19 protein-coding genes are annotated in these 22194 nt (G+C 51.1%); 3 read left to right on the forward strand and 16 right to left on the reverse strand.

The annotated features are described in order from the left end of the window. From TJ79_RS16350 to TJ79_RS16390, 9 genes are all read right to left on the reverse strand, one after another. Nucleotides 1-687, reverse strand: a 687-nt coding sequence (locus tag TJ79_RS16350; protein ID WP_040951417.1) for a beta-galactosidase, incomplete at its 3' end; no start/stop codon positions are given. A 91-nt stretch (nt 688-778) separates the two neighbouring features. Next, complete coding sequence (locus TJ79_RS16355) at nt 779-5125, reverse strand: PA14 domain-containing protein (protein WP_040951418.1); 4347 nt, start codon at nt 5123-5125, stop codon at nt 779-781. Nucleotides 5126-5158: 33 nt separating this feature from the next. Further along, entirely contained in the window at nt 5159-6721 is a 1563-nt protein-coding gene (locus TJ79_RS16360; protein WP_040951419.1) for a response regulator transcription factor, read from the reverse strand. Continuing rightward, entirely contained in the window at nt 6718-8547 is a 1830-nt protein-coding gene (locus TJ79_RS16365) for a cache domain-containing sensor histidine kinase (protein WP_040951420.1), read from the reverse strand. The genes TJ79_RS16360 and TJ79_RS16365 overlap by 4 nt, the downstream gene beginning before the upstream one ends. 130 nt (nt 8548-8677) lie before the next feature. Beyond that, complete coding sequence (locus tag TJ79_RS16370) at nt 8678-10393, reverse strand: extracellular solute-binding protein (protein WP_052339660.1); 1716 nt, start codon at nt 10391-10393, stop codon at nt 8678-8680. Between the two features lie 91 nt (nt 10394-10484). Further along, nucleotides 10485-11390, reverse strand: coding sequence for a carbohydrate ABC transporter permease (locus tag TJ79_RS16375; protein WP_040951421.1), 906 nt, complete (start codon nt 11388-11390; stop codon nt 10485-10487). A gap of 18 nt (nt 11391-11408) precedes the next feature. Then, nucleotides 11409-12380 (reverse strand): ABC transporter permease, encoded by a 972-nt coding sequence (locus TJ79_RS16380; protein ID WP_238323036.1) that lies wholly within the window; start codon nt 12378-12380, stop codon nt 11409-11411. Between the two features lie 171 nt (nt 12381-12551). Beyond that, on the reverse strand, nt 12552-13358 hold the full coding sequence (locus TJ79_RS16385) for a class I SAM-dependent methyltransferase (protein WP_040951422.1): 807 nt from the start codon (nt 13356-13358) through the stop codon (nt 12552-12554). 36 nt (nt 13359-13394) lie between these two features. Continuing rightward, nucleotides 13395-14021, reverse strand: a complete 627-nt coding sequence (locus TJ79_RS16390) for a class I SAM-dependent methyltransferase (protein WP_040951423.1) — start codon at nt 14019-14021, stop codon at nt 13395-13397. Nucleotides 14022-14274: 253 nt separating this feature from the next. Here TJ79_RS16390 and TJ79_RS16395 point away from each other — a divergent pair, with 253 nt between their 5' ends. The 3 genes from TJ79_RS16395 to TJ79_RS16405 all read left to right on the forward strand — a co-directional run bounded on the left by TJ79_RS16395 (nt 14275) and on the right by TJ79_RS16405 (nt 15801). After that, nucleotides 14275-14649 carry a MerR family DNA-binding transcriptional regulator gene (locus TJ79_RS16395; RefSeq protein ID WP_040951424.1) on the forward strand — a complete coding sequence of 125 codons (375 nt, stop codon included), beginning with the start codon at nt 14275-14277 and terminating at the stop codon, nt 14647-14649. Next, nucleotides 14646-14963 (forward strand): thioredoxin, encoded by a 318-nt coding sequence (gene trxA / locus TJ79_RS16400; RefSeq protein WP_040951425.1) that lies wholly within the window; start codon nt 14646-14648, stop codon nt 14961-14963. The genes TJ79_RS16395 and trxA overlap by 4 nt, the downstream gene beginning before the upstream one ends. A gap of 193 nt (nt 14964-15156) precedes the next feature. Beyond that, nucleotides 15157-15801, forward strand: a complete 645-nt coding sequence (locus tag TJ79_RS16405; RefSeq protein ID WP_052339661.1) for a phosphatase PAP2 family protein — start codon at nt 15157-15159, stop codon at nt 15799-15801. Here TJ79_RS16405 and TJ79_RS16410 read toward each other — a convergent pair. The 7 genes from TJ79_RS16410 to TJ79_RS16440 all read right to left on the reverse strand — a co-directional run. Next, a complete protein-coding gene (locus TJ79_RS16410; protein WP_238323037.1) occupies nt 15772-16419 on the reverse strand; it encodes a hypothetical protein in 648 nt (215 codons plus the stop codon). The genes TJ79_RS16405 and TJ79_RS16410 overlap by 30 nt on opposite strands. Nucleotides 16420-16436: 17 nt before the next feature. Beyond that, a complete protein-coding gene (locus tag TJ79_RS16415) occupies nt 16437-16721 on the reverse strand; it encodes a DUF5316 family protein (RefSeq protein WP_040951427.1) in 285 nt (94 codons plus the stop codon). A gap of 51 nt (nt 16722-16772) precedes the next feature. Continuing rightward, the gene (gene rpiA, locus TJ79_RS16420) at nt 16773-17459 is read right to left on the reverse strand and encodes a ribose-5-phosphate isomerase RpiA (protein WP_420319395.1); all 687 of its coding nucleotides are present in this window, start codon (nt 17457-17459) and stop codon (nt 16773-16775) included. A 9-nt stretch (nt 17460-17468) separates the two neighbouring features. Beyond that, nucleotides 17469-18356: a hypothetical protein gene (locus TJ79_RS16425; protein ID WP_040951429.1), complete on the reverse strand. Its 888-nt coding sequence runs from the start codon at nt 18354-18356 to the stop codon at nt 17469-17471. 152 nt (nt 18357-18508) lie between these two features. Then, nucleotides 18509-20383, reverse strand: a complete 1875-nt coding sequence (locus TJ79_RS16430) for a DUF2264 domain-containing protein (protein ID WP_052339663.1) — start codon at nt 20381-20383, stop codon at nt 18509-18511. A gap of 46 nt (nt 20384-20429) precedes the next feature. Further along, nucleotides 20430-21569 (reverse strand): glycoside hydrolase family 88 protein, encoded by a 1140-nt coding sequence (locus tag TJ79_RS16435; RefSeq protein WP_040951430.1) that lies wholly within the window; start codon nt 21567-21569, stop codon nt 20430-20432. A 61-nt stretch (nt 21570-21630) separates the two neighbouring features. Then, the coding region (locus TJ79_RS16440) for a helix-turn-helix domain-containing protein (RefSeq protein ID WP_040951435.1) at nt 21631-22194 on the reverse strand (564 nt) is incomplete at its 5' end.

The following is a 22194-nucleotide window of genomic DNA, read 5'->3' on the forward strand; positions in this document are numbered from 1 at the left end:
CAGAAAATCCTTCATAGAATCCGAGTAAAACAGCAGATAATCCTTGCGAAAAGTCGGATTGAAAAACTTAAGGTTATGGCTCAATGGAACTGGAATCTCCGACCAGTTTTGAAATTCCAGGCTGAAAAAAACTCCTCCCCAGCGCCGGTTCAACTCTGTAAGGGAACCGTATTTATGGCGCAGCCACTTCTGAAAACGAATTTTGCATGTATCGCAGTGACAGACGAATTCCTCGCCGCCCAGCTCGTTGTCGATTTGCCAGCCGATCACCGCAGGATGATCCCGGTAATGCTCGGCCATCGCGCAGGTGATCCGGTCCGCATAGAACCGGTAATTCCGGTTATTGAAGCAGTAATGCCGCCTTTCACCGGGGACGAAGGGTTTGCCTTCTCCTGTTACCGGTATGGAGTCCGGATGTTTGGCGCTGATCCATGGCATCGGAGATGCAGTCGGCGTGCACAGAATCACCTTTAAGCCTAAGCGATGAAAAACCGTGAGGGCTGCATCCATCCAGGAAAAATCGAAGGTTCCGCAGACCGGTTCAAACCGGCTCCAGGCAAATTCACCGGTTCGGATAAAACGGAATCCCGCCCGGACCATTCGTTCCCCATCCTTAAGCCACTCCTCCGGGGGAAAACGTTCAGGGTAGTAACTGGCGCCTGTCCATAATCTCCGATCGATTGTCATGACTCGTTAACCTCCTGTAAAGAAATCTCTTTTATCGAGGCCCCGCTCATAAAACCGGGACGGTACGCCAATATCGCACCGTCCCGATTATTTATTTCTTTTCCACGCAGCAGGTCAAGATATTGACGCAATAGGATTTGTAGCCGTCCGATTGTTGGATGGAAACTGTAAAAGTCAGCTTATTTCCCGAGACTTGTGCAGGCACGATTTTACCGTCCACGACAACAACCGCTAGATCAGATGACATTCCTTGTGGAAGGGTAACGGTGACATTTCCCCCGCTTTTGCCGGCGAAGCGGCCTTGAATCTGATTGCTTGACACGAGCTGAGCGCTGACGCCAAAATCGCCGCCTGACCGTTCCAGAGCCAGATCTCCATAGTTCGCCTTGGTCCCGTCAAAAATGGCGATTCCCTGGGGTCCTGCGTAACCCGTCGTTCCGGTAAACCCGACATTGATCGGCCCCGATGCCGTGGTTATCGCTTGAGAGACGGTTTGCGCCGTATCACTCTGAATGACGAACTCCTTCCCGCCTACAATAGCTCCCCAAGACGTGCTGGCCACCGCCTGTGGCTCAGGGGCAACAATGTGCAATTCATCGCCTGGCCCATCCTTCGGTGTATAAATATTCGGCTGCGGCAGTTCCCGGAAGAACCAGGAACGGTCGATAGTCCCAAGTGCTGTGGAGGCACTTTGCCATCTCATCGCAATGTTGGCCGATCCCGTATTGTGAACGTATTCGACTTTAATGTCATAGTATTGATTTTTATTCAGGCTGATCGGCGTTGAGCTTCCTTGGGAATCCGCTACCAGGACACCGCCGACCCAAACCTTAGCGCGGTCTGTCGCGGGTGTGACGAAACTGAAGGTATAGCTTTCGGAAGTCGGCACCTTCACTTCGCCGGTCCATCTGACGCTGAACGTATCCGGATCGACTCCTGCCACCGGAGACCCGGTCGACCAGTTATACCCGACAGGAAAGCGGTCGCGACTTACCGATATGCTCTTCAAGGAAGTGAAATCCACGTTATTGAAGTACTCCGTCGTCAGTCCCGTCTCCCGGTTCGCCCAATTGAACAACGTATCCGCCTTGTTGTTCCGGTCATCGTAAATGGAGAGATAGTCGTCCCGCAGCATCATGATGCCCCGAGATAAATAACCCGTGAGCCGCGCATCCGATGTCGCACTAGTGTCCGCCCGGTAATACTGGGCAAAATCGAAATTATACAGCACATTTCCCATACTGGAGCCATGGAGGCCGTACCCGCAATTGCTGCATGCTTTGGCCAGGGAGAGATTATCGATATCGAGATAATCTCCGTTCTCTTCGCCGCCGTTCCAGCTCCACGTCTTCCCTTTAGAGGAATAATAGATAACGCCGTTGGCACTTACTCCGCCCCAGCGGTAATTGTTGTTTCCGTTTAGCTGCTGGATGTTCACATACGCTTCATTCGGGCCGCCGGCATCATAACGAAGAATCGCTCCATAATCCGTGTAAAGCTTGGACTCCAGATTCGGATCCACCCCTTCTTTGCCGCCAGTCATTTCCCATAACAGTCCGTTTGCGAGAGTCGGATTGCTCGGCTTCACCAATTGGGCCGAACTGTAAAGCACATTGTACCATCTGCCACCCGGCATCAGCAGCTCCTTCCAGGAGTGAGCGCCTTGGGGAGGAACTATTCTCTGGGTGCCTTCCGCATTTGGCATAAGGGCATTCATATTCCAATCCAGCCATTCGTAAAAAGTCGGGTCTGCAAGTACATTGGTGCCATCATACTGCTGCAGGCTGTAAGCCGCATTATACGCACTTTCCATGCTGGCGTAATTATAGGTGGAGATATTTTCAAAGAACCGCCCGCCGCTTAGGTTCAGACTGGAATTGTCTTTGCGGACGTATTTATCCAAAAATTCATGCCACATGGTCAGATAGGCGTTCTTCCAACGTGCGGCATCGGGATGGCTGGGGAACACAGCCGGCATAATGCCTAGTCCTTGCTTATAGGCGACGGTAAAGTTCGGCTGCCCGCCGAGCATGCTCGTGTGGGGCATCGCATTGTCGTCTTCCATCAAATAGGCGGTGAAGACAAGAATCGCTCTTGCCCGCTTGCGGTCACTCTCCGACCAATTTTCACGGCTGTTGGCATATTCCTCTGCCATCGCTTCCTGATACCAGCCAAAGTGGTTGGCTCCGAGAGAAGACGACATATCCCAATACCGCTCCGAAAGAAGCAGATAACGGTTGACATGTTCGTCCTCCCACTGCTGCTTCGTAACCGTTGTGTCGGCATAAGCGGAAGGAGGTATCTTCAATTTCTGATGAACATTCTCCGTAAAATCAAACACCATGTCTTTGTAGTGATCCAGACTGAAGTCATTCAGCTTTTCGGTCAAACGCACCTCCGGACCGGCGCCGAATTGGCTGTTGCTGTCTGTCGGGTAGCCGCTCAAGGTTTTGGTTAACATTACCGAGGTTCTTGTTACCGGCTGACCTTTTGCGGCTGCGGCATAGTCGGCCGGCTTGATTCCTTCGATAACCGCCTCGCTCCGGGGAATGATCCCCAAAGCCCAGTGGCGTTCTGTTCCGACCAGCTCGGTCTGCATATATTTATCGTCGGAAGTATTGTAAAAATACAAGTTTTCCGGCTTATCCGAGGTGAAATAATAATAGCGCGAGCTCGTTTTCCAGTCCTGTAAATCCCGAACGGAAAAGATGATGGCATTATCGCCGCTGTCCTTCCAGAATACCGTCGCTTTATCTACCGATCCGGAATTGGGTTGATAAATGCCTAATTGGTATTGAAGCTTGCCGGTACTATCCACCGGGTTGATTCCATATTCACCGCTGTTGTTTTTCTGGGAAGCCGATGCCAGCAGATAGCCTCCGTTTTGCATGGCCAGCCGTCCATCCGGGTCGACCCCGTTTTTATAAGAGAAGCGGAAAAAGACATTATCGGCGACTTTTAACCCGCTCATTTTCTCATCCACGGTTACATGCTGTTCATTTTGCTTGACCGTCAGTGTCATCTCGTACGTCCGGCTGCCGCTTAGGGCATACGACACTTTATAAGTGACAAACAGCGGCCCTTGCTCCACAACGGTGCCGGTTACGGAACTGACCGTAATAGTAGAAGGTCCCGACAACGTCCCGCCGCCAAGTAGAACACCGGACGATCTTCCCATGGCGAGAAGAGGAGCTTTGACTTGTGATAAAAGCGCATTATTGTAAGTTGTTTTACCGGTAGGGACTTGGATTTGCTGCTTATTCGCGGTAATGACCGTTGTAAAATCCTTATTATTGCTGATCGCAATCGGCGTTGCGCTCAATTTGTAGGAAGGGTCATAATCGACCGTAAACGATTTGCTCTCGTACTTTTTCAGACTGGTGCGGAAACTGATCGTCGCCGAGGTGAGATAACCGTTGCTCTCTTTAACGTTGGAAAGCTGATAGACTAGCGGATCGTTTGCTCCGTACTGGGTCAGCTTAAGATTTTCCTTCTTCACGGTACCAGCAGGCGGGGTAATAAGATAACTGATCAATTCCTCAGGGAAATCGTATATCCCCATGTAATCGGTGATCGTCCAGGAATTGCTCCAGATTTTACCGCCGACCGTTATGGTTTTGGTAAACGAATTATTCGTTTCATCAGATTCACCGAGTGTACCATCGGCATCGGCCATCGCCGTTACCGGCAAGGAAAACGCTGCCGCCGTCCAGGTCCCGCTGGCCGGAATCGTCACGGATTGCCCGGGTGCGATGGAAGAGGTGTATGCCGCCGATGTCGCCAGTTCCTTCCCGCCCGTTTGGAACGATACCCGATGGCCAACGCCGGCTATCGTAGCAGCGTTTCCCTGATTCTTCACAACCGCGGAAAACGTGACCAAATCCCCTTGTTTTGGTTGAGCGGGCGAGGTAAGGATATCGGTAACGACCAAATCGGGGGCATCCGAGTCGGCATAGACTTCAAACTCCGCTACACGGGCCCGGTTAAAGGTGGCAGCTGTAAAGTTGAGTCGAACATAACGGGCATCGGTAGGAGAAAAGGTTATAGACTGATCAGAGCTTGCAGTGGAGAATGCATAGGATTTGGATGGAACGATGTCGGTGAAGACGGTTTTATCGATGCTGCCTTGAACGGAGAACGTCATGGACGTACCGTCATAAGGCAATTTGACAACGGTCTTGCTGATCTTATACGTTGTGCCTAAATCAACGGTCAAGGTAGCCGGAAATACCGTCGCCTCCCAGCGGGATACAAAATCCGCTTTGCCGTTATTGGCGTTTGTCGCCTTATAACCATTGTCGCTGCTTGCTTCAATAGGCTTATTTAGCGCGATATTCGTGCCTAGCGGGGCGGCCGATGCGCTGTGCAGCGCGGATGGAACGATGATGATGATCGCAAGAGCAATCAAACCTAATACGGACCGCATTCGTTTCAGCAAGTTAATCCCTCCTTCTTCCTTACCACTAGTGGACTAGTACCCTCTCCGTCTCATCCGATAATCGGCGGGGCTAACGCCTTCTATCTTTCGGAAAGCTTTGTGATACGTGCCGACTGCCCGATACCCAACGAGTTCAGCGATCTCGTACACCGGTAAATCGGTATCCACCAACAATCGAATGGAAGCCTTCAAACGTGTTTCCGTCAAAAAATCATTAAAGGTTACGCCGGTATCCTGCTTGAAAAGCTGGCCTAAATAGACAGGATTCAGAAAAACCTTGTCAGCGAGGATCTTCAACGTCAGATTATCGCGATAATAGGTCTCGATATAATCTATTACGTCGCGGGTAATTTTACGAGGTTTATTTCTGCGGATTTGTCCCAGGTATTCCGCTATGCGCATGCCTAAACGTTCAAACCACAGCTGGAGCTCCATCATCGATTGCTGTTCCCTCAGCTGCTGCCTGAGCGAAAAATGGTTTCCCAGCACATCGTCCAATTCTCCTCCATACCGGGTTACGAGCCTGGCCAACTGCAGAAGAGCTTCCATCAACATGCCTTCCAACAGTTTAAGGGGGATTTTTCGCTCCGCTACTTCTGAAAATAAGGTTTGTACAGCCGCTGATATTTCCGCGAATGTTTGGGTTTCTACCGCCTTCAGCAGCTCATCGACATTCCAGGAGGAAACGCCGCTCCAGGAGTGAAGCTTAACGCCCTGCAGCCGTTCATATCGCAGCAGCGCCTGCCCCTCGAGTTGCAGCTTCGCATCCAGCAGCGCTTTAGCCCCGTTGTACGACGCTTGAATTTCTTCCTTTGCAGCAACGGAATAACCTAGGGCAAGAACGGCTCGAAGTCCGAAGCGGGCTTTAAGCTTGCTGTTCAACTGCTCCACAACCCAATCGGCGTTATCCCCGAGCAAGGTCGAGTTCTCCAGAATGAAGCCCGCATAGCGAAGCTTCTCTTCATCCGGAATAAAGGGGCACCCTAGAACATCTCGGAGCAACTGGACGATTTGATTCCCGGCCTCCAGGCTAATCTCGACAACCCCATGATTAGGCTCAATCTCCGCAAGCAGGATCCGGCGAATGCTTCCGGCATCTAGCCCAAACCTTTCCGCACGAGCTCCTTTCTCTTTCGTATAAGAAGAGAGGAGCAGTTCCCTCCAGGCTTGATCCCGGAGAGCGGCGATTCCGCCCTGCAGCATACTTTCGTGTTCACCCTGATCTGCCAGCTCCTGTTCCAGCTCGAACAACACCTTGCGCAGCTCCGGTTCGGTAATGGGCTTTAGCAGGTAATGCCGCACTCCATATTTCATCGCGGTCTGCGCATAATCAAAGTCGCTGTAACCGCTTAAGATGACAAAGTGCAGACGTTTGTCCATTTTGCAGCGGGCGATAAGGGTCAGTCCGTCAATAACCGGCATGCGGATATCGGTAAAAACAACATTCGGCGCCAACTGCCGAATCAGAGACTCCCCGTCTTCTCCATCCGCCGCCTCACCCGCAAGCTCAAATCCTAAGCTCATCCAATCGACCATCGATTTGAGCCTTTCCCGTACAGCAGGCTCGTCATCTATAATCAAAACCTTGTAGGTCACGAAACATCCCCCCTGTTAAGGTCTGTCATATAGAAGATAAAGGATACTGCCGTCCCACTCTCCAGAGCGCTTTCAATTTCAACGCTACTCCGGCTACCGTACCAAAGCCGTAATCGATCCGACACATTCTTTAGGCCGACATGTCTATCAATCTGTGAAAAAGGATCTTCCGATATCATCCTACGCAGCATGTCAACCGTTTGTTCGGGCATGCCAATCCCATTATCGGCCACGCACAATCGGATGCAGGCACCCGTGCGCTGTGCCGTCAACGTCAGCTCTCCGCCCTTTTTACTCATGGATATACCGTGCAGGACGGCATTTTCTACAGCAACTTGCAACAGCATTTTTGGTATTTTGACCGGACGCGCTTCCTCATCGATAATAAAGCTCCAACCGAGTCGATCTTTCATCCGGTATTTTTGGATAACGAGATAATCTTCGACGAATTGAAGCTCATCCTCTAGAGCAATAAGGTCCATCTTCCACTGGAGTGTCCGGCGAAAGGATTTTGCCAGTAGATGAATGATGTCCGCAGCCTCGCGGCGATCCTCCTCCATGCCATGAAGAATCGCTTCCAGCGTATTGAACAGAAAGTGAGGATTGACCTGACTTTGCAGAGCGTACAGCTCGGCATCCCTCTTTTTGATCAGCGTCTCTTTCTGCTCGGTTTCAATCTGCACCACTTTGGCAATTAACTCTTGCAGACGAGCGACCATGACGTTGAAGCTGCCTTCCAAATAACCGAATTCATCATCACGCTTGGCGGCAATCGACACGGCAAAATCCCCCTGCTGCACCTGCTTCATGCTTCGCGCCAAACGCTTGATTCGCCCTGTAATACTTCCTGCGATGAGGCCTGCCGTAATCATGGCAAATGCGAACATGAGGCAATACATGAACAACTGGTCCCGTTTGGAGCGGTTCACTTGTGCCAGCAGCGAGTCCGTAGCGATGGTTTTAACAATCATCCATTTCCCTTCGCTATATTCATGTACCGGAAAAGAGAAGATCAGCACCTTCGCTTTCTTTCCCCTGTCCGTTCCATCCTTCATCGCAAAAGAAGCTTCGCCCGCATCCAGACTGGTACCCAATTCGAGAGAGGTGACGGAGGTGCCCACCTTATCGGGATTCGTGGAAGTCACGATATCCCCCTCCGGCGATATCAAATAAATGGTCGAGCCTTCTCGGCCCTCCTTCATGAAATCGAAAAATTGCTGCTCTTTGATGCGAATGGCTACGAACCCCACATCATTGATGTCATTTTGCTTCAATATGCGGAACAGCGTAAGAGACCAGTTGTTATCTTCCGTTATGGAGAGTTTCCACTTTACCTTCCCGCGTGCGCTCGACGCTTCCCGGAATAAAGCCTCTTCCGGAGAGCCCGGCCGGATATAGCTAATTTCCAGATCGTTGTACATCATCGTGCTGTTATTGGTATAAATCGTGACATGCGTATCCGGGTAAAGACGCTCATACTGCTCAATGGTCGGCTTGATGAGCGTATAATAGCCTTCAGCGCTTTCTCCGCGATTGATATAATGAAAGGTGAAATATTCCGATATTCGCCGGTCAAAGACAAGTGTCGTCGAAAAATCGATATAGCCCGCCAACCGGTTGCGGATATTTTCCTGCAGCTGATTGCCTGCCGCTTCTTCTGTTTTGAGCGTTTGTTCCAAGAGAGAATCGCCGACATTCTGAATCGTAATGAAGGCAACCAGCCCGAAAGGAATCAGCAGCGCAAATAGAAAGCTCAGCATAATCCTCGCCCGGATGCTTTTCAACCAATCCACCTTGATCTGCGACCGTCTTGTTTTTTTGTTCACCGTCCTCTCCCTTCGCAAGCAAGCAATTTCCCATTAAACGCATAAGAAGCCGCTTGTAAAAAGCAAGCTTCTTATGCGTTTATATTCATATTACCCGTTTTTTTCCATTAGAACAATTCTAAATATTCGACTATTTTCCCCACAATTCCAGTCGCTTCTTGATTCCGGCGCTCATTTCCTGCTCCCAGGCTTGAATATTGACGCCTTTTATTTTCTTCACGAAGTCATCCCAATGCTTATCGAACTCACTGTCGTCCGCCGACATGATAATGCCGGGCACTAAGCTGTGGCGGAGATCGTCAGCTTTTTTGGCAGCCAATTGTGCAGGCGAATCGGCAGGAATGCTGATCGACCAGGCGTAGCCATAGGGCGGACGGTCACCCGTAACATCGAACATTTGCCCCCATGCTTTCACGCCGTACTTATCCATCACCTTTTTCGTCCAGTCATCAGAGTTGTTATATACGTCTTCAATGTTAAGCGGGGAAGCGTACTGACCATCGTCCAACTTGATCGCTCCGCTGGTTTGATTCCAAGAATAAGCTTGCAGCCCTTCCTTAAAGCGATATTCCGGATCCGTGTTCAGCTTGTCGACTACTTCCTTCTTCATGACGCGTTTGCCGTTCACGACATCGTAATGAACGCCTTCGACACCCCAGTTGAGGGTGACGGCTCCTTCATCGGAGGCAAGCCAGTCAAGGAATTTAATGGCGGATACCGGATCTTTGCAATTGGTGGAAATCCCCAGCCCCCAAGCGTAGCTTTCGCCAATGACCTGACTGCGGTCTTTAATCCCTTTCTCCAGCACAATGGGGAATCTGGCATAAGCCCGTTCCGGCATGCCGGCTTTGCGCAAGGCTGCTTCCGCATCCGTTACATCCCATGTGCCTTCGATCATCGCCAACACCCTTCCGGTAGCGACGAGAGACTTGAACTGGTCATTTTTCGTAATGAACGAGTTTTTGTCAATCATGTTGCTTTTGTACAGTTGGTTGAGAAACTTCAGGTAGGTTTTGAATTTGTCTGTGGTATTGAAATATTGAACGTCAAAGGTTTTCTGGTCGACCAAAGCGTCGCTGTCGTCCGTTAAGCCGTTTACCCATAATGCAGCGTTGTTAATCGTGATGTTGTAGCCCCAAGTATCCGTCCAAAGCCCCCAAGGAATAAATGGCGTTCCATTCAAGTCTTTGACTTTAGCCATGTAATCCTGCAGCATTTTATAGACGTCATCCAGCGTTTCGATCTTGGGATAACCGAGTTTGTCGAGAACGTCATATTGAATGAGAAGGCTTTGGTTGGCATCGACGATGTCTTGCGGTTTTGTTTTCGGACTGGGAATAAAGTATATCTTTCCGTCCGATGGATTCTTCAGCTTATTGAGCGAATCGCCAAACGCCTTCTTGATATGCGGGCCGTATTTATCGATTAAATCATCCAAAGGAATGAAGGCTCCCGCCTGAACCAGCTTGCTCTGCATGCCCCTTGATTCGATAATGTCCGCGTATTCGTTCCCCGCGATCATAACCCCGGCCTTTTCCTCCAGATTCGTCCCAGTGATGTACTCGATCTTCAGCTTAACGCCGGTTGCTTCCGTTATTTTCTTGTCGATGGCTCTTTCCCACGGATAGGCTTTGCCATTGGAATCAAAGGAATAGAATGAGAGCTCAACGGGATCCTTTTTCGGTTCGGGCGTCTTCGTGCTCTCCACCGTCTTTGTGGGAGGAGCCGCTGAAGGAACTGTAGAAGGCGACGGCTTCGCCTCGTTTTTGGAACACGCAACCGCTGTTCCCGCTACAAGAATAAGCGTCAATAAGCCGGCCAGTAATCTGTTCCCCTTTCTTTTCATGCAAGCAATCTCTCCTTTAGTCATGGTTATTTATCATAAAACGACGGACATACGCGTTCTGCACATCGTCTTATTTTGGGTTAAGCTTTCCTCAACCTTTTACGGCCCCTAAGGTAATTCCTTTGACGAAGTACTTTTGGATAAACGGATAAACGGCTAAAATCGGCGCTGTCGCTACGATGGTGATGGCCATCCGGATGGATTCCGGCGTTGTGGTCAACCCTCGCCCGCCTGTGTCGATCTTGTCGCGGATATTTTCGATATTGCCGACTTGAGCTGTGGATCGGGTAAGAATTTGTACCAACTCAAACTGCATCGTCGTCAGATTCGGCTTCGTGGCGAAAATAAACGTATCGAACCACGCGTTCCATTGGTCGACGGCGACAAACAGGGCGATGGTTGCCAGTGCCGGCTTGATGAGCGGCAGCACGATCCGGGTATAGATGGTGAAATCGTTGGCTCCGTCGATTTTGGCAGACTCCATCAAACTAACGGGCAATCCGTCGATGAAGCTGCGCATGATGATCACGTAAAAAGCGTTCAAAAGCATGGGCAGGAGATAGACGAGAAAGGTGTTGCGCAAGCCCAATCCTTTTATGACAAAATAATACGGGATGAGTCCACCGCTGACATACATCGTTATGACGATCAATCTTTGGAACAGAACACGCAGTATGAAATCTTTTCGACTGATGGTATAAGCGATCATGGATGTTGCGAAAAGGGAGAGAACGACACCGATTACGGTCCGCAGCAATGAATTGCGGAAAGCGATAGACAACGTATCGATAGACAGGACGGTTTTAAAATTGAGCCAGGTCCAATCCCGCGGCCATATATAGACGCCGCCCCGCAAGGAATCGATGGCGTCATTCAGGGCAAGGACGAGAATATTCCAAAAAGGATACGAGGTAACGATGCCGATGATGGTTAGATAAAAGTAAATAAACAGATCGCTGCCCCACTCACTGCGTGTTCTGATTTGAGTCTTCCGCATGTTTTGTCACCTCGATCGTCATAGAATATCTCCGTCGCTAAATCTTCTGCTTGCGCGGTTGGCCGTGAAAAGCAGCAGCAGGCTGATCGCCGTATTAAACATGCTGATAGCGGTGCTTACCGAATAGCGCTGCATGCCGATGCCGTAATTGTATGCATAGATGGGAATAGTTTCCGAGTAATCGAGGGTGAGGGGATTCCTCATCAAGAATGTTGCGTCGAAGGAAGCAGCTGTGCTCATCAAATTACCGATGTTCAGCACGAGCAGAATCAGAATCGTCGTACGGATGCCGGGCAGGGTGATATGCCATATTTTCCGCAGCCGGTTTGCGCCGTCCACCTCCGACGCTTCGTACAGTTCTTGATCGATGCTGGTGATGGCAGCCAAATAGATGATGGAGTTCCACCCCATTTCCTTCCATACCTGGGCGACGGTAATGATGCCCCAGAACAGCTTCCCTTCCCCCATCCAGGCAACAGGCGAATGGATGAAGCCGAAGGTCATGAGAATCCGGTTGACGATCCCGTCATACGGCGACAGAACCGTATAGAAAATGCTGACCACGACAACCCAGGAAACAAAGTGAGGCAGATAGGACATCGTTTGAATGCTGCGCTTGAACCATTTATTGCGCACTTCGTTGATCAGCACAGCAAGTAAGACGGAGAATAGGAGACTGAAGACGATGTTGCACAGGCCGATGACAAAGGTGTTGCGCAGTACAGTGTAAAACCGCTCATCGTGAAACACTTCCGAAAAATACTTGAATCCGACCCACTTTTGCTCGGAAAAGCTCAGATTCGGCTTGTAATTTTGAAAAGCCATCACCCAGCCGGCTAAAGGAAAGTATGAAAATACGATGAACCATACGACAAAAGGCAAGGACATGAGCAGCAGATAACGCTGCCGGAACAGCAGCCCGAGCCGGGAATGTTTACGATGCGTGGCAGGCATTGAAGTCGATACGCTATACAGCGGCCCTCTAGACAATTCCCTTCCCTCCTGTTTGAATGCGCTTTCTTCTATACATAAAATATAAGCGTTTCCAAAACATGGGGAAATGACGCAACTAAAGATAAACGTGTCGAAAGTATAGGAAATGACCCTGGGAAAAGAAAAAGCCTCCTTTTCAGGAGGCTCTGGTAAATCAAGATTCGGTTCTTAAAGCTTCTCGGCTATCACGGTGAAGGTCTTGGGGATCCCTTTGTCAAAGGTTTCCGAGGACTGGTTGGGCAGCTCCTCTAACGTACGGATAAAAAGCCCTACCTGGGCGACAGCCGTGACGATTTCACCGAGGGTCCAATTGCGGAGCAGTACTTTTCGCTCGCTCTCCAATTCGTCGCCACCCTCTCCGAGATATTTGGAGAAAGACGCGTCCTTTTCCTGGAGAGACGTATCGAAATAATCGCCGGTCACTTTATGCTTACGAATGTTCGCTGTCGTTCCTTTGGAGCTGATCAGTTTGGTGGACACCGGATGAAAATCCTGCAGCACCAACCGCCCACCCTTGGTCAACAAATCCGCCGCAACTCGAAACAATGGCTGCAAATCGTGAAAATAGTGCAGAATGCCGTTTTCCATCATGACGATGTCATACTGACCCGCGGCTTCAGCTTCCGGCAGGTGCAGTACATCCGCTAAAACATAGCGCACGGTTACTCCCGCGGCTTCAGCCAGTTCCCCGGCATAGCGCTCATTATCGGCGGAATAATCCGCAACTGTCACGTCCGCGCCTAACAATGCCAGAGCTACCGCCTTATTGCCGTTGGACCCGAGCAGATTCATCACGCGTTTCCCTTGAATCTCCGGACCAAAATGCTTGTACAGGCTCCCAAGCCTTTTCGCCGGATTGTCCTTGATCTTTGCTGCCGCCTCCTGTGGAGTACCGAACCGGTTCACCCAAGCCTGATAGGCGCCGGAATTCCAGGTTTGTTGATTATGCTGGTTGATATCGTTGTCGTTTATCATCTGCAGAATTCTTTCCTCCGCTGTCTTTTTATTAAATTATATCACATTCGTAGCAACCAAATAGCGCAGCCGGTAGGTATGGGTTTCTCCCGCTAGGTTCGTTAAGACCTCATCCACCGATCCTGTTTCCACAATCGTGAGTCCCGCAAAATGCCGCCGTAAATCCTCCTCCGAAAAGAAATGCGCTAGCTTCCCTGGTTTATACTCGTAGGTTCCCGGCTCTGTTTCCTTGCCTAAGCCGCAATTCGCATCCTCGTCAGAAAAACAGGTGATGTAGAGCAGCCCCTTCTCGCCTAAGTGCTTTATCAAATTTACGGTGAGACTGTCACGCTCCATTTGTTCAAACAGATGAATCAAATCGTAGCAGTAGATCCCGTCGTACGTTTTTCCCGTGGCATGATCCAGCGCCGAGCCCTCGATGAAGGTGGTCCTTGGATCAAACTTGCGAGCAAGCTCGATGGCATCAGGTGATAGCTCAATCGCATCTACAAGGAATTCCGCCGAAAACGCTCTCGTATTTCTTCCGTAGCCTGCCCCGGGAACAAGCACCGTCTTTGCTCCATTTTCGGCAAATAATTGCCGGGCATGATCTGCCGTCGGACTGGCTGTCTCTCCCCAAATCATGCCTTCATTCTGATAACGTTGATCCCAATAGTCACTCATAGCCGCATTCCTACTCCCAACTCAGATCGTAATTTCAATAAGATTCTCTTTCGGTCAACTCATCCACCTTATCTTTTAAACCCGCCGAAAAAGCCAACTGGGCATATCCGAGAGCGCCCTGATCTTGTGCGCCGTTCCACCCATTTAGCGGCATGTTCGATTCTCATTAGGATCACCTGAATATTCTCAGATTTTTTTGTTGACCCTGACATTAGTGTGAGGGTTTATAATGAATCTTGAAAGGAGGGTGTCCATGAAAATCGGAGAGCTATCCAAACGAACAGGTGTCAGCATCCGCTCCCTGCGTTATTACGAAGAGAAAGGGCTCATCGCTTCCATTCGTCTGGAAAACGGCTATCGGGATTACAGCTCGATGTCTGCCGAACAGGTGGACACGATCCGCTTTTATTTGAGCCTTGGCCTTACCACCGAGGAAATCGCCGGTTTCCTGCAATGCGTGATGATGAACAAAGAAGCTTTTTGCAAGGAAATCCTGCCGGTGTATAAAAAAAAGCTGACCGAAATCGATCAACAGCTGCAGCTGCTCACCCAACTCAAGTCGAATCTTGAAGATCGGGTCAAATCCATTTTACAGGAAAACCAATCCACAGAGGAGGAAAAGTCATGAATCTTACAGCGATTTCGAAAGACGAATTTTTAGCCAAGGTACAAGAAACCGATATTACTCTGGTTGATTTCAGCGCCGTATGGTGTCCCCCCTGCAAAGCGCTTCATCCGATTTTAGACGAACTAAGCCAGGACTTGGGCCCGGCGATTCCGATTCATATGATCGACGTGGATGAATCTCCGGACGTAACCTCCGCATATGGCGTTATGTCCATGCCGACGGTTATTTTGTTCAAAAATGGCGAACCGGTGGAACGCATTATCGGTCTGCGGCCAAAATCGGTGTATCAACAAGCGATTCAAAAGCTGATTTAAGGTATACTAAGCTTTATAAATTGAACTAAGATTGAATGGATTCCGTCACTGCAAAACCTGATTATTCTTCTGATCGCAAAGGCGACCGCTGACGCTTTTCCAGAACAATCGGTTTCTCCGCTCCTTCATCCCTTTTTTTTCGTTCCATTTATTTAGCAAGCAACTTGATCTGCTCTGGAGGCCGCTTATCAGCATGACGTACACTCGCCAAAAAATAACCGTATTTTTCTTTCTGCTCTGCTTAATCGGATTTGCCGGCAGCGCTGCTCTCGTTAGCGCCGACAAACTGAACCGTTTTGACAAGACCGTGATCGACTATGTGCAAGGTTGGGAATCTCCCGGTTTGACGGCGTTTATGAAGTTCATCTCAGGCATGGGGACAGGTTTACCCATCGTCCTCATCATGCTGTTCATGGCGTTTATCCTTTACCGCGCCTATGATAACCGGAAAGAGCTGATCCTCTTTATCGTCGCCTCCGCCGGTTCCGCTCTCCTCAATCTGGCGCTGAAAAGCGTCTTTCAACGAGAGCGGCCTAACCTGCACCGTATCGCCGAGGCGACCGGATACAGCTTCCCAAGCGGCCATTCCATGGCCGCTTTCAGCTTGTACGCCCTTCTTGTCATTTTGCTGTGGGAGCCTATCCGCAGCGTAAAGGGGCGTATCCTGGTCTCAGCCCTAGGCGGCTTCATGATCTTGGCCACCGGTATCAGCCGGATTTATTTGGGCGTCCACTACCCCAGCGATGTATGCGCCGGCTACTTGGCCAGCGGTTGTTGGCTGGCTGCGCTCCTATGGCTTTTTTACTACTCAAGACTGTTCCGTGCCAAACGTGTCTAGGCGGAAATGCTCCTTCACTGTAGCGATATTGGCTGTTAAATCGGAGCTGCCGTCCACTGTGATAAGCTTAAAGGAATAAGCTGCCGCCTGCCCCGCTACAATCTTCGCGAAGCGAATGTCCCGCTCCATCCAATTGGCAAAAGCCTCCTCGGGATCCCGGCAATCCTTCAGCACATCTCCCACCCAGCTTCGCTGTGAATATTGGGCAAGCTGGAACTCCTTTTCCGGCACAATCCAAACGCCGAGATGAGGAGCCTCCAAAACCGCGCATACCTTTTCCGGCAAAAGAGCCGCCCCTTCCGCCAATACCGGCCTTCCCGCCGGAAGCTCGCGGATATCCTCCAGAATCATCGCGAATTCTTCCCGGTAGAAAGCCAGCTCGTCTTCCACTTGTTCCTGGACAGGCCGGGAGAAAAGCTGACCGGAATTCATCGATTTGAGTTTATGCATGACGGGATGGCGGTCCGGGCGGCAGCGGGCAAAATGCCTGTCCATCGCATCGTCGCAGCGGTAATAAGTCAGGTCGTACTCACTTGCCAGCTTCTCGGCGATGGAGCTTTTTCCCGAGCAAGGGGAGCCGCCGATCCAATAGATTTTATGTTGTGTCATATGCAGCATAAAAGTCCTTTCGGTTGTCATTTTAAAATGAAAATAATGACGGCGACGGCCAGATACGGAATGCAAACCAGCAGCAGTTTATCCGTCCACTTTATGGTTAAATTTCTATCCTCTTTGGATATAGGGATCACATTCTCGCGCCCATAGCTGTTTCCAAACGTACCGGAAAACAGCATCGCGGCAATTAAAACCACAAGTCCGATCCCGAAGCTCACCTTAAGAGCGAGGCTCAAGCCACCGTATAAATAGCCGGCCGTGCTCAAGATCAGACAACTCACGATACTCCACATGAACGTTTTCACAAGTCATCCACCTTCCTCTCACAGGAATAGATACCTTCTTGATTGAAGCCTTCACTCCGGTTTCACTACGATTTCCTTGACCGTGCCGTCTCCATAACCGACGACGATGAAATCCGCCATGGCGGAAAACAGTCCCGTCTCCACTACGCCTGGTATTTGCTTCAAGCTCTGTTCCAGCTTCTCAGGATTGGCAATTACGGAAAAATGACAGTCGGCAATCCAATTCCCATTGTCCGTTAGATAATTGTCATCTTTGTCTTTGCGAATAACGGGCCGGCATCCCAAACCTGCCAAATTCTTCACCGTTAGCTCATAGGCAAAGGGTACGATCTCCACGGGCAAAGGGAACTTGCCGAGCTGATCCACCAGCTTCGAATCGTCAACGATCACGACAAAACGTCTGCTGTTGTAGGCCAACACTTTTTCCCGCAGATGCGCTCCGCCCCCGCCTTTTATCAAATGGAAGAATGCATCCACTTCATCGGCGCCATCGATATTGAGGTCAATGCTCTCCACTTGGGAAAACGGAATGATCGGAATTCCCCCTTCGCGGGCAAGAGCTTCCGATTTCTTCGAGCTTGCCACCGCTTTGATCTGCAAACCTTCCCTCACCCTGCGGGCGATAGCTTCAATCGCCAACTCCGAAGTGGAGCCAGAGCCAAGGCCGACAATCATTCCATCCGTGATGTATTCCACAGCCCGCTCGGCTGCTGCTTGTTTGGCGACGCTCACCGTCAACACTCCTCTTTATTTCGTTAGAGTCAAGATACCATTCCGGTACGAATATTCATAAACCGGTTCATGCTCCGACATGATATTGGATATGTCAATTACCGGCGGCTTGCTAATTCTGTTCAAAACGGCTAAATCCTCGTGATTCCGCCGGACCGACTGAAGCACCGACGCGGCTACTAGATTGCCATTTTCCGGGCGAATCAGTAGGAGATCAGGCCAGCTTAAATGCAAGCCCTGAAATTCGACGATGAATTCGTCGGCTCCGTCGCCATCCAAATCGATAAACCCGGGTGTCCCCCACTCTTCGAATCCCGCCAGTTCTCCGCTTTTCGCATCCTCCACGATGAGCAAATACAACCCCGGACCGTTGGCGTTCATTTCGATGGCGCCAATCAGTTTATACCGTTCCTGCCCGGAAATGAAGCGGTTAAAGACGATGACGTTAGGAGGCTCCTGATTCGCTCCAGCTTGCCCGAAGGAATAGGACAAATCCCGTATCAAATAGCTCCGTCTCTTGTCCTGAAGAACGCCGTTCCATTGCTTCGGAAAATAAACGTCGTCCTTACTCTCCTCGTAAAGAGTCAGAGTCATTTCTCCCTGCATGTCCGTTCCAAAAGGAACTGATTTAAGCCGCTTCCATGCCGAATCAGACTTTCCCGGCTGCAAAGATTCTAATTGCAGAGGTCGAAACGTCAGCTTGATCGTATCCGGCAGCGGCGGCAATGGATCAGGCGTTTCTGTTTGTTTAAGATCAGGTGAACCTGTTGCTTCCAGTACGTTTGCGGGCTTATTCGATGAACTAAGGAGCATCGCTCCCGATGTTACCGAAGTCGCTTTTTCATTAACGCAGCCCGCTACTACCAATAGAATAAAAAGAAAAATCAGGCTTGTTTGCTTCATCGAACCACCGCCGCTACTTGTTTCCTAATAGACGCACATCAAAGAGCGGAAGTTTCAGCGCTGAAAATGCACCACTATGAATATCCAATATTATACATCGGATGAATCAAGAAAGGCACTCCCCTCCCGGAAAGTGCCCTGTCCAAAGCCCTCTATATTGAAAAAAGACAACGTTGAAAGCTCTCCGCCAACTCCCGAAACCCCTTCAAGCTGATGTCCGCATCAAATCCTATATCCTGCCACCATCCGGCGATTGCATCCGCTTGTTCCCGCACCCGGATAAGGGGAACCGTTTGCGGTTGCCCATATACGGCGGAGACCGCTACATGCGAGCCTTTCGTCAATTCTGCCTGCAGCGTTGGAATGACCGTACGGGGATGGAGAAGATTGGTGTTCGCTTGGGGATAGATCAGCAACGCTTCCTCAAAACCCACCAATCGGTGAATGGCGACGGTTCCCGCGTCACTGGCGGCCTCAGCGAAGTAAGGGGATGTTTCCGTTGCGAGCCCCGCATCAAGTGATAGGGCGAACCCTCCTTCTGCCGCTGTCAGTACCCGCCCCGTTTCGATCCGGTGGACGCGGATATGCCAAGGCAGACCCGTCAGCAGCCAAGTGCGAACCTCAACATCGAACCAAGGCATCCAGCGTGAATAGGCAAACCCGGCGCCGTGAACCGATTCCTCGTTTCTTCTTCTTACCCGAAACAGGTTGTCCCGCTCGCTTAGCGCCAGCATAGAGTCGATGGCTCCCTGGCTTAACCCCCACTCGGCACGAGGAACGCTGAATCCAAACACATTCGAGTATGCAAACTTCTCATACTTAGCTGACGTATGGGTATGCTCGTTGGTGGAAGAATGCCCGGCATTGAACGCGACGACGTGCCCGTTCCCCGGGTCCCTGACCACATCCAGAGTCGGATGCTGAGGATGAGCCCGGGGCGGCAGCTCCGGCAAAGACAGCTCCTCCGCCTGCCAAAAGGGATGATCATCCGGTAGAGCAAGAGGCAAAAAGGTCTTCATGGCCCAATAGGGAGAACCGGGGCCATTATAATTTTCCGCCATCACCAGATTGGGATAAGCGTATCCGACGCTGAGAGCGCCATCGGGGCGGAAAATCGGCTTGCTGAACCACCACCGCAGATTGCGCAGCACGAGTCCCTTGATTACTCCCATAGGGATGGCTTCCGATTCCACGCCGGCGAAAGCCATGGCGCTCCAAAAAGCCGACTGGGCAAACCGGTAAGTGAGACTTCTCCCGTAAGGCAGCGCAGATCCGTCGGGAGCGAACCAGCGGATGAAATCCTTGGCGAACCGGGTAGACCTCGCCTTAAACCGGCCGCATCGTGCGGGATCGACGTGTTCCATAAGCTTGGCATAGATCAAGCTGAAATAGTGAATGGCGATTGGAGTGTAATAATCGCTGTGGCCGCCTTCTCCGTCGGAATACCAGCCACCAGAAAGGGAGAAGTTTTCGATCCGGTTCAGATTGCGCTCCATCCCGGCTTGATCATAAGGCAAACCCAGCCGACAAAAGCCCATATTGACGAGAACCGGAAAGAACAGCCAGTTGCAGTCAAAAACCGGATGTTGGTTGCACTGCCCGAGCCAAGCGGCCAGCCGATCTTTCTGCGGCTCGGTAAGAGGCTCCCAAACGCGATCCGGAATAAGCGCCAACGCTAGCCCGAACACCGCCATTTCCACGAAACGCTGATCGTAATCTCCCGATTCACCCCAGTATTCGACATGGCTGGAATCCGTTCCGTTGATGATTCCTTGCAGGCAGGTTTCCCAAAGCGGATCGTCACCGCCTCCGGCCAGCAAGGGAACCATGCCCCAAAACAGACGGGAGAAGCCTTCCATCTCGGCAAGAGAGCCGGGATAACCGCAGCCGCTTCCACCCAACTGCAACAACGCGCCGCCAGGACTAAAAGCCAAACTGAGAGGTTCATAAAGCTGCCGTACAGCTAATTGCATATCACTTTTCGTCAGCAACGGATTTCCGCTGACGGCTTGTATGAATGCTCCCATTTTTTCGTCCACCCCCCGTAATCCCGCCGGTTTCCTCCAGCTAGTCTTATTCCCAGAAGATCGTCCGGGTACCCTTCAACCGAGCTAACCCCTCGACGAAATAGTAATCCCCGTAAATAAGCGGTACGTCGATGTTCCTACCTTCCGGATAATGGCTTGTTCCGTGGGTAACCAAGCCTTCTTCCTCTGCATTGTCCCAGGCTCCATAGTTGCGATACAGCGACTCCAAAATCCGTTCCGCCGGCCCCCGGTACAGGTGATCTTCCAATGGTCCCACTTTTTCCGCCAGCAGCAAAAGACCGCTAGCGGCAATAGCTCCCGCCGAAGAGTCGCGGTATTTGACGATTTCGGGAGGCAACCGGAAATCCCAATGGGGGACGGAATCCTCCGGTAAATTGGCGATAAAAAAATGTGCCACCCGTTTGGCCGCATCCAGATATGCTTGCTTGCCGGTATGGTGGTAGCTTAGGGTCAGCCCATACAGCGCCCAAGCGGTGCCCCTGGACCAGGCGGATTCCGCCGCAAAGCCCTGGCCGCCAATGCCGCCGCGTCGTTCCCCCGTCCAGGGATCGAAATCGACGATATGATAGACTGAGCCGTCGGCACGGACAAAATGCTGCACAACCGTGTCCATATGCGCTTCCGCAATGTGGCGGTAGCGGGGGTCGCCGCTAGCCTCGGATGCCCAGTATAATAGCGGCGTGTTCATGGAGCAGTCGATTATGGCGAATCCGGCGTTTTGATCGTTTTCGCTCCAAGGATTCCAAGCCCGGATATACCGACCTGCCAGATTGAACCGCGCCGCAAGAAAATTAGCCGCCTTAAGGGCCCTCTTGCGGGAAACCTCGTTGCCGAGAAGCTTCCATGAAGCAAGGCTGGTCAACGTCCACATGAAACCGATATCGTGATCGAGTCGCGTGTACTCGTCCAAAACGCCATCGAGCCGCTCCTCGCACTGTTCCGCTACCGTCTTTAACCGTTCGTCGCAGCTTTCGGCGTAGAGGAGCCACAGCATTCCCGGCCAAAACCCCGCCATCCACCAGTTCGGCTCCGCCAGATCATACTTGCCCTCCACGCTTGCATGAGGGAACCCGCTGCCGATCCGCTCCGTGTTGCGGATCGTCTTTTCCAATGCCTTATCCCATGCTTCTTCCACCCATGCCGGTACATTCCGATCTTCTGCCATCGTTCGCTCCGCCTTTCTCTTTCTCCCAAAGTCGAATCCGCCATCCCTCCAAGGCCCGTGGCTACCCGCGGTATTCCACCGGAGTCAAACCCGAATGAGCTTTGAAGGTTTTTATGAAATAGCTCTGATTATCGTAGCCGAGGTGCTCGCAGATTTCCCCCACCGTTTGCGAGGTTTGGTCCAGCATTTCCTTGGCCCGCTCCATCTTCATCCGTGTCACGCACTCAATGAAGGTTTCTCCCGTTTCTTTTTTGAACATGCGGCTAAAGTAGCTGGCGTTCAAATGAAGCATTTCCGCAACCTCGTCCAAGCCGATTTTTCGGTTCAGATGGAGAGAGACGTATTTGCACGCTTCCTTCACTTCCGGCCGCTTGCTGCCGGAAACCGCCCCTTCCCCTTCCGCCGCAATCATCAATTGTCCGTTCAGCCACTCCCGCAGCTCGCCGATGGAATCAAGCTCCGCGATTTCCTGCTGTAAGGCGTTGGCGGAATAACCGGTGCGGATGTATTGTAGCGTGCGCAGCTTCATTTTCATATCCAGAAGCAGCTTCAGCACCCAATCCTTCACCGCTGCAGGAGGAAACCGTTCGCTATGGATTCGCTCCATCCACCCCCCGGCAATACG

Origin of the sequence: Gorillibacterium massiliense, assembly GCF_000455485.1 — a bacterium.
Classification (GTDB): Bacteria; Bacillota; Bacilli; order Paenibacillales; family NBRC-103111; genus Gorillibacterium; species Gorillibacterium massiliense.

Excerpts from the sequence above, each read along its gene's own strand:
- TJ79_RS16405 (WP_052339661.1), top strand. The coding sequence starts at position 15,157 with ATGACGTACACTCGCCAAAAAATAACCGTATTTTTCTTTCTGCTCTGC.
- TJ79_RS16375 (WP_040951421.1), bottom strand. The coding sequence starts at position 11,390 with ATGCGGAAGACTCAAATCAGAACACGCAGTGAGTGGGGCAGCGATCTG.
- TJ79_RS16385 (WP_040951422.1), bottom strand. The coding sequence starts at position 13,358 with ATGATAAACGACAACGATATCAACCAGCATAATCAACAAACCTGGAAT.
- TJ79_RS16425 (WP_040951429.1), bottom strand. The coding sequence starts at position 18,356 with ATGAAGCAAACAAGCCTGATTTTTCTTTTTATTCTATTGGTAGTAGCG.
- trxA (WP_040951425.1), top strand. The coding sequence starts at position 14,646 with ATGAATCTTACAGCGATTTCGAAAGACGAATTTTTAGCCAAGGTACAA.
- TJ79_RS16430 (WP_052339663.1), bottom strand. The coding sequence starts at position 20,383 with ATGGGAGCATTCATACAAGCCGTCAGCGGAAATCCGTTGCTGACGAAA.
- TJ79_RS16410 (WP_238323037.1), bottom strand. The coding sequence starts at position 16,419 with ATGCTGCATATGACACAACATAAAATCTATTGGATCGGCGGCTCCCCT.
- TJ79_RS16390 (WP_040951423.1), bottom strand. The coding sequence starts at position 14,021 with ATGAGTGACTATTGGGATCAACGTTATCAGAATGAAGGCATGATTTGG.
- TJ79_RS16435 (WP_040951430.1), bottom strand. The coding sequence starts at position 21,569 with ATGGCAGAAGATCGGAATGTACCGGCATGGGTGGAAGAAGCATGGGAT.
- TJ79_RS16395 (WP_040951424.1), top strand. The coding sequence starts at position 14,275 with ATGAAAATCGGAGAGCTATCCAAACGAACAGGTGTCAGCATCCGCTCC.
- TJ79_RS16370 (WP_052339660.1), bottom strand. The coding sequence starts at position 10,393 with ATGAAAAGAAAGGGGAACAGATTACTGGCCGGCTTATTGACGCTTATT.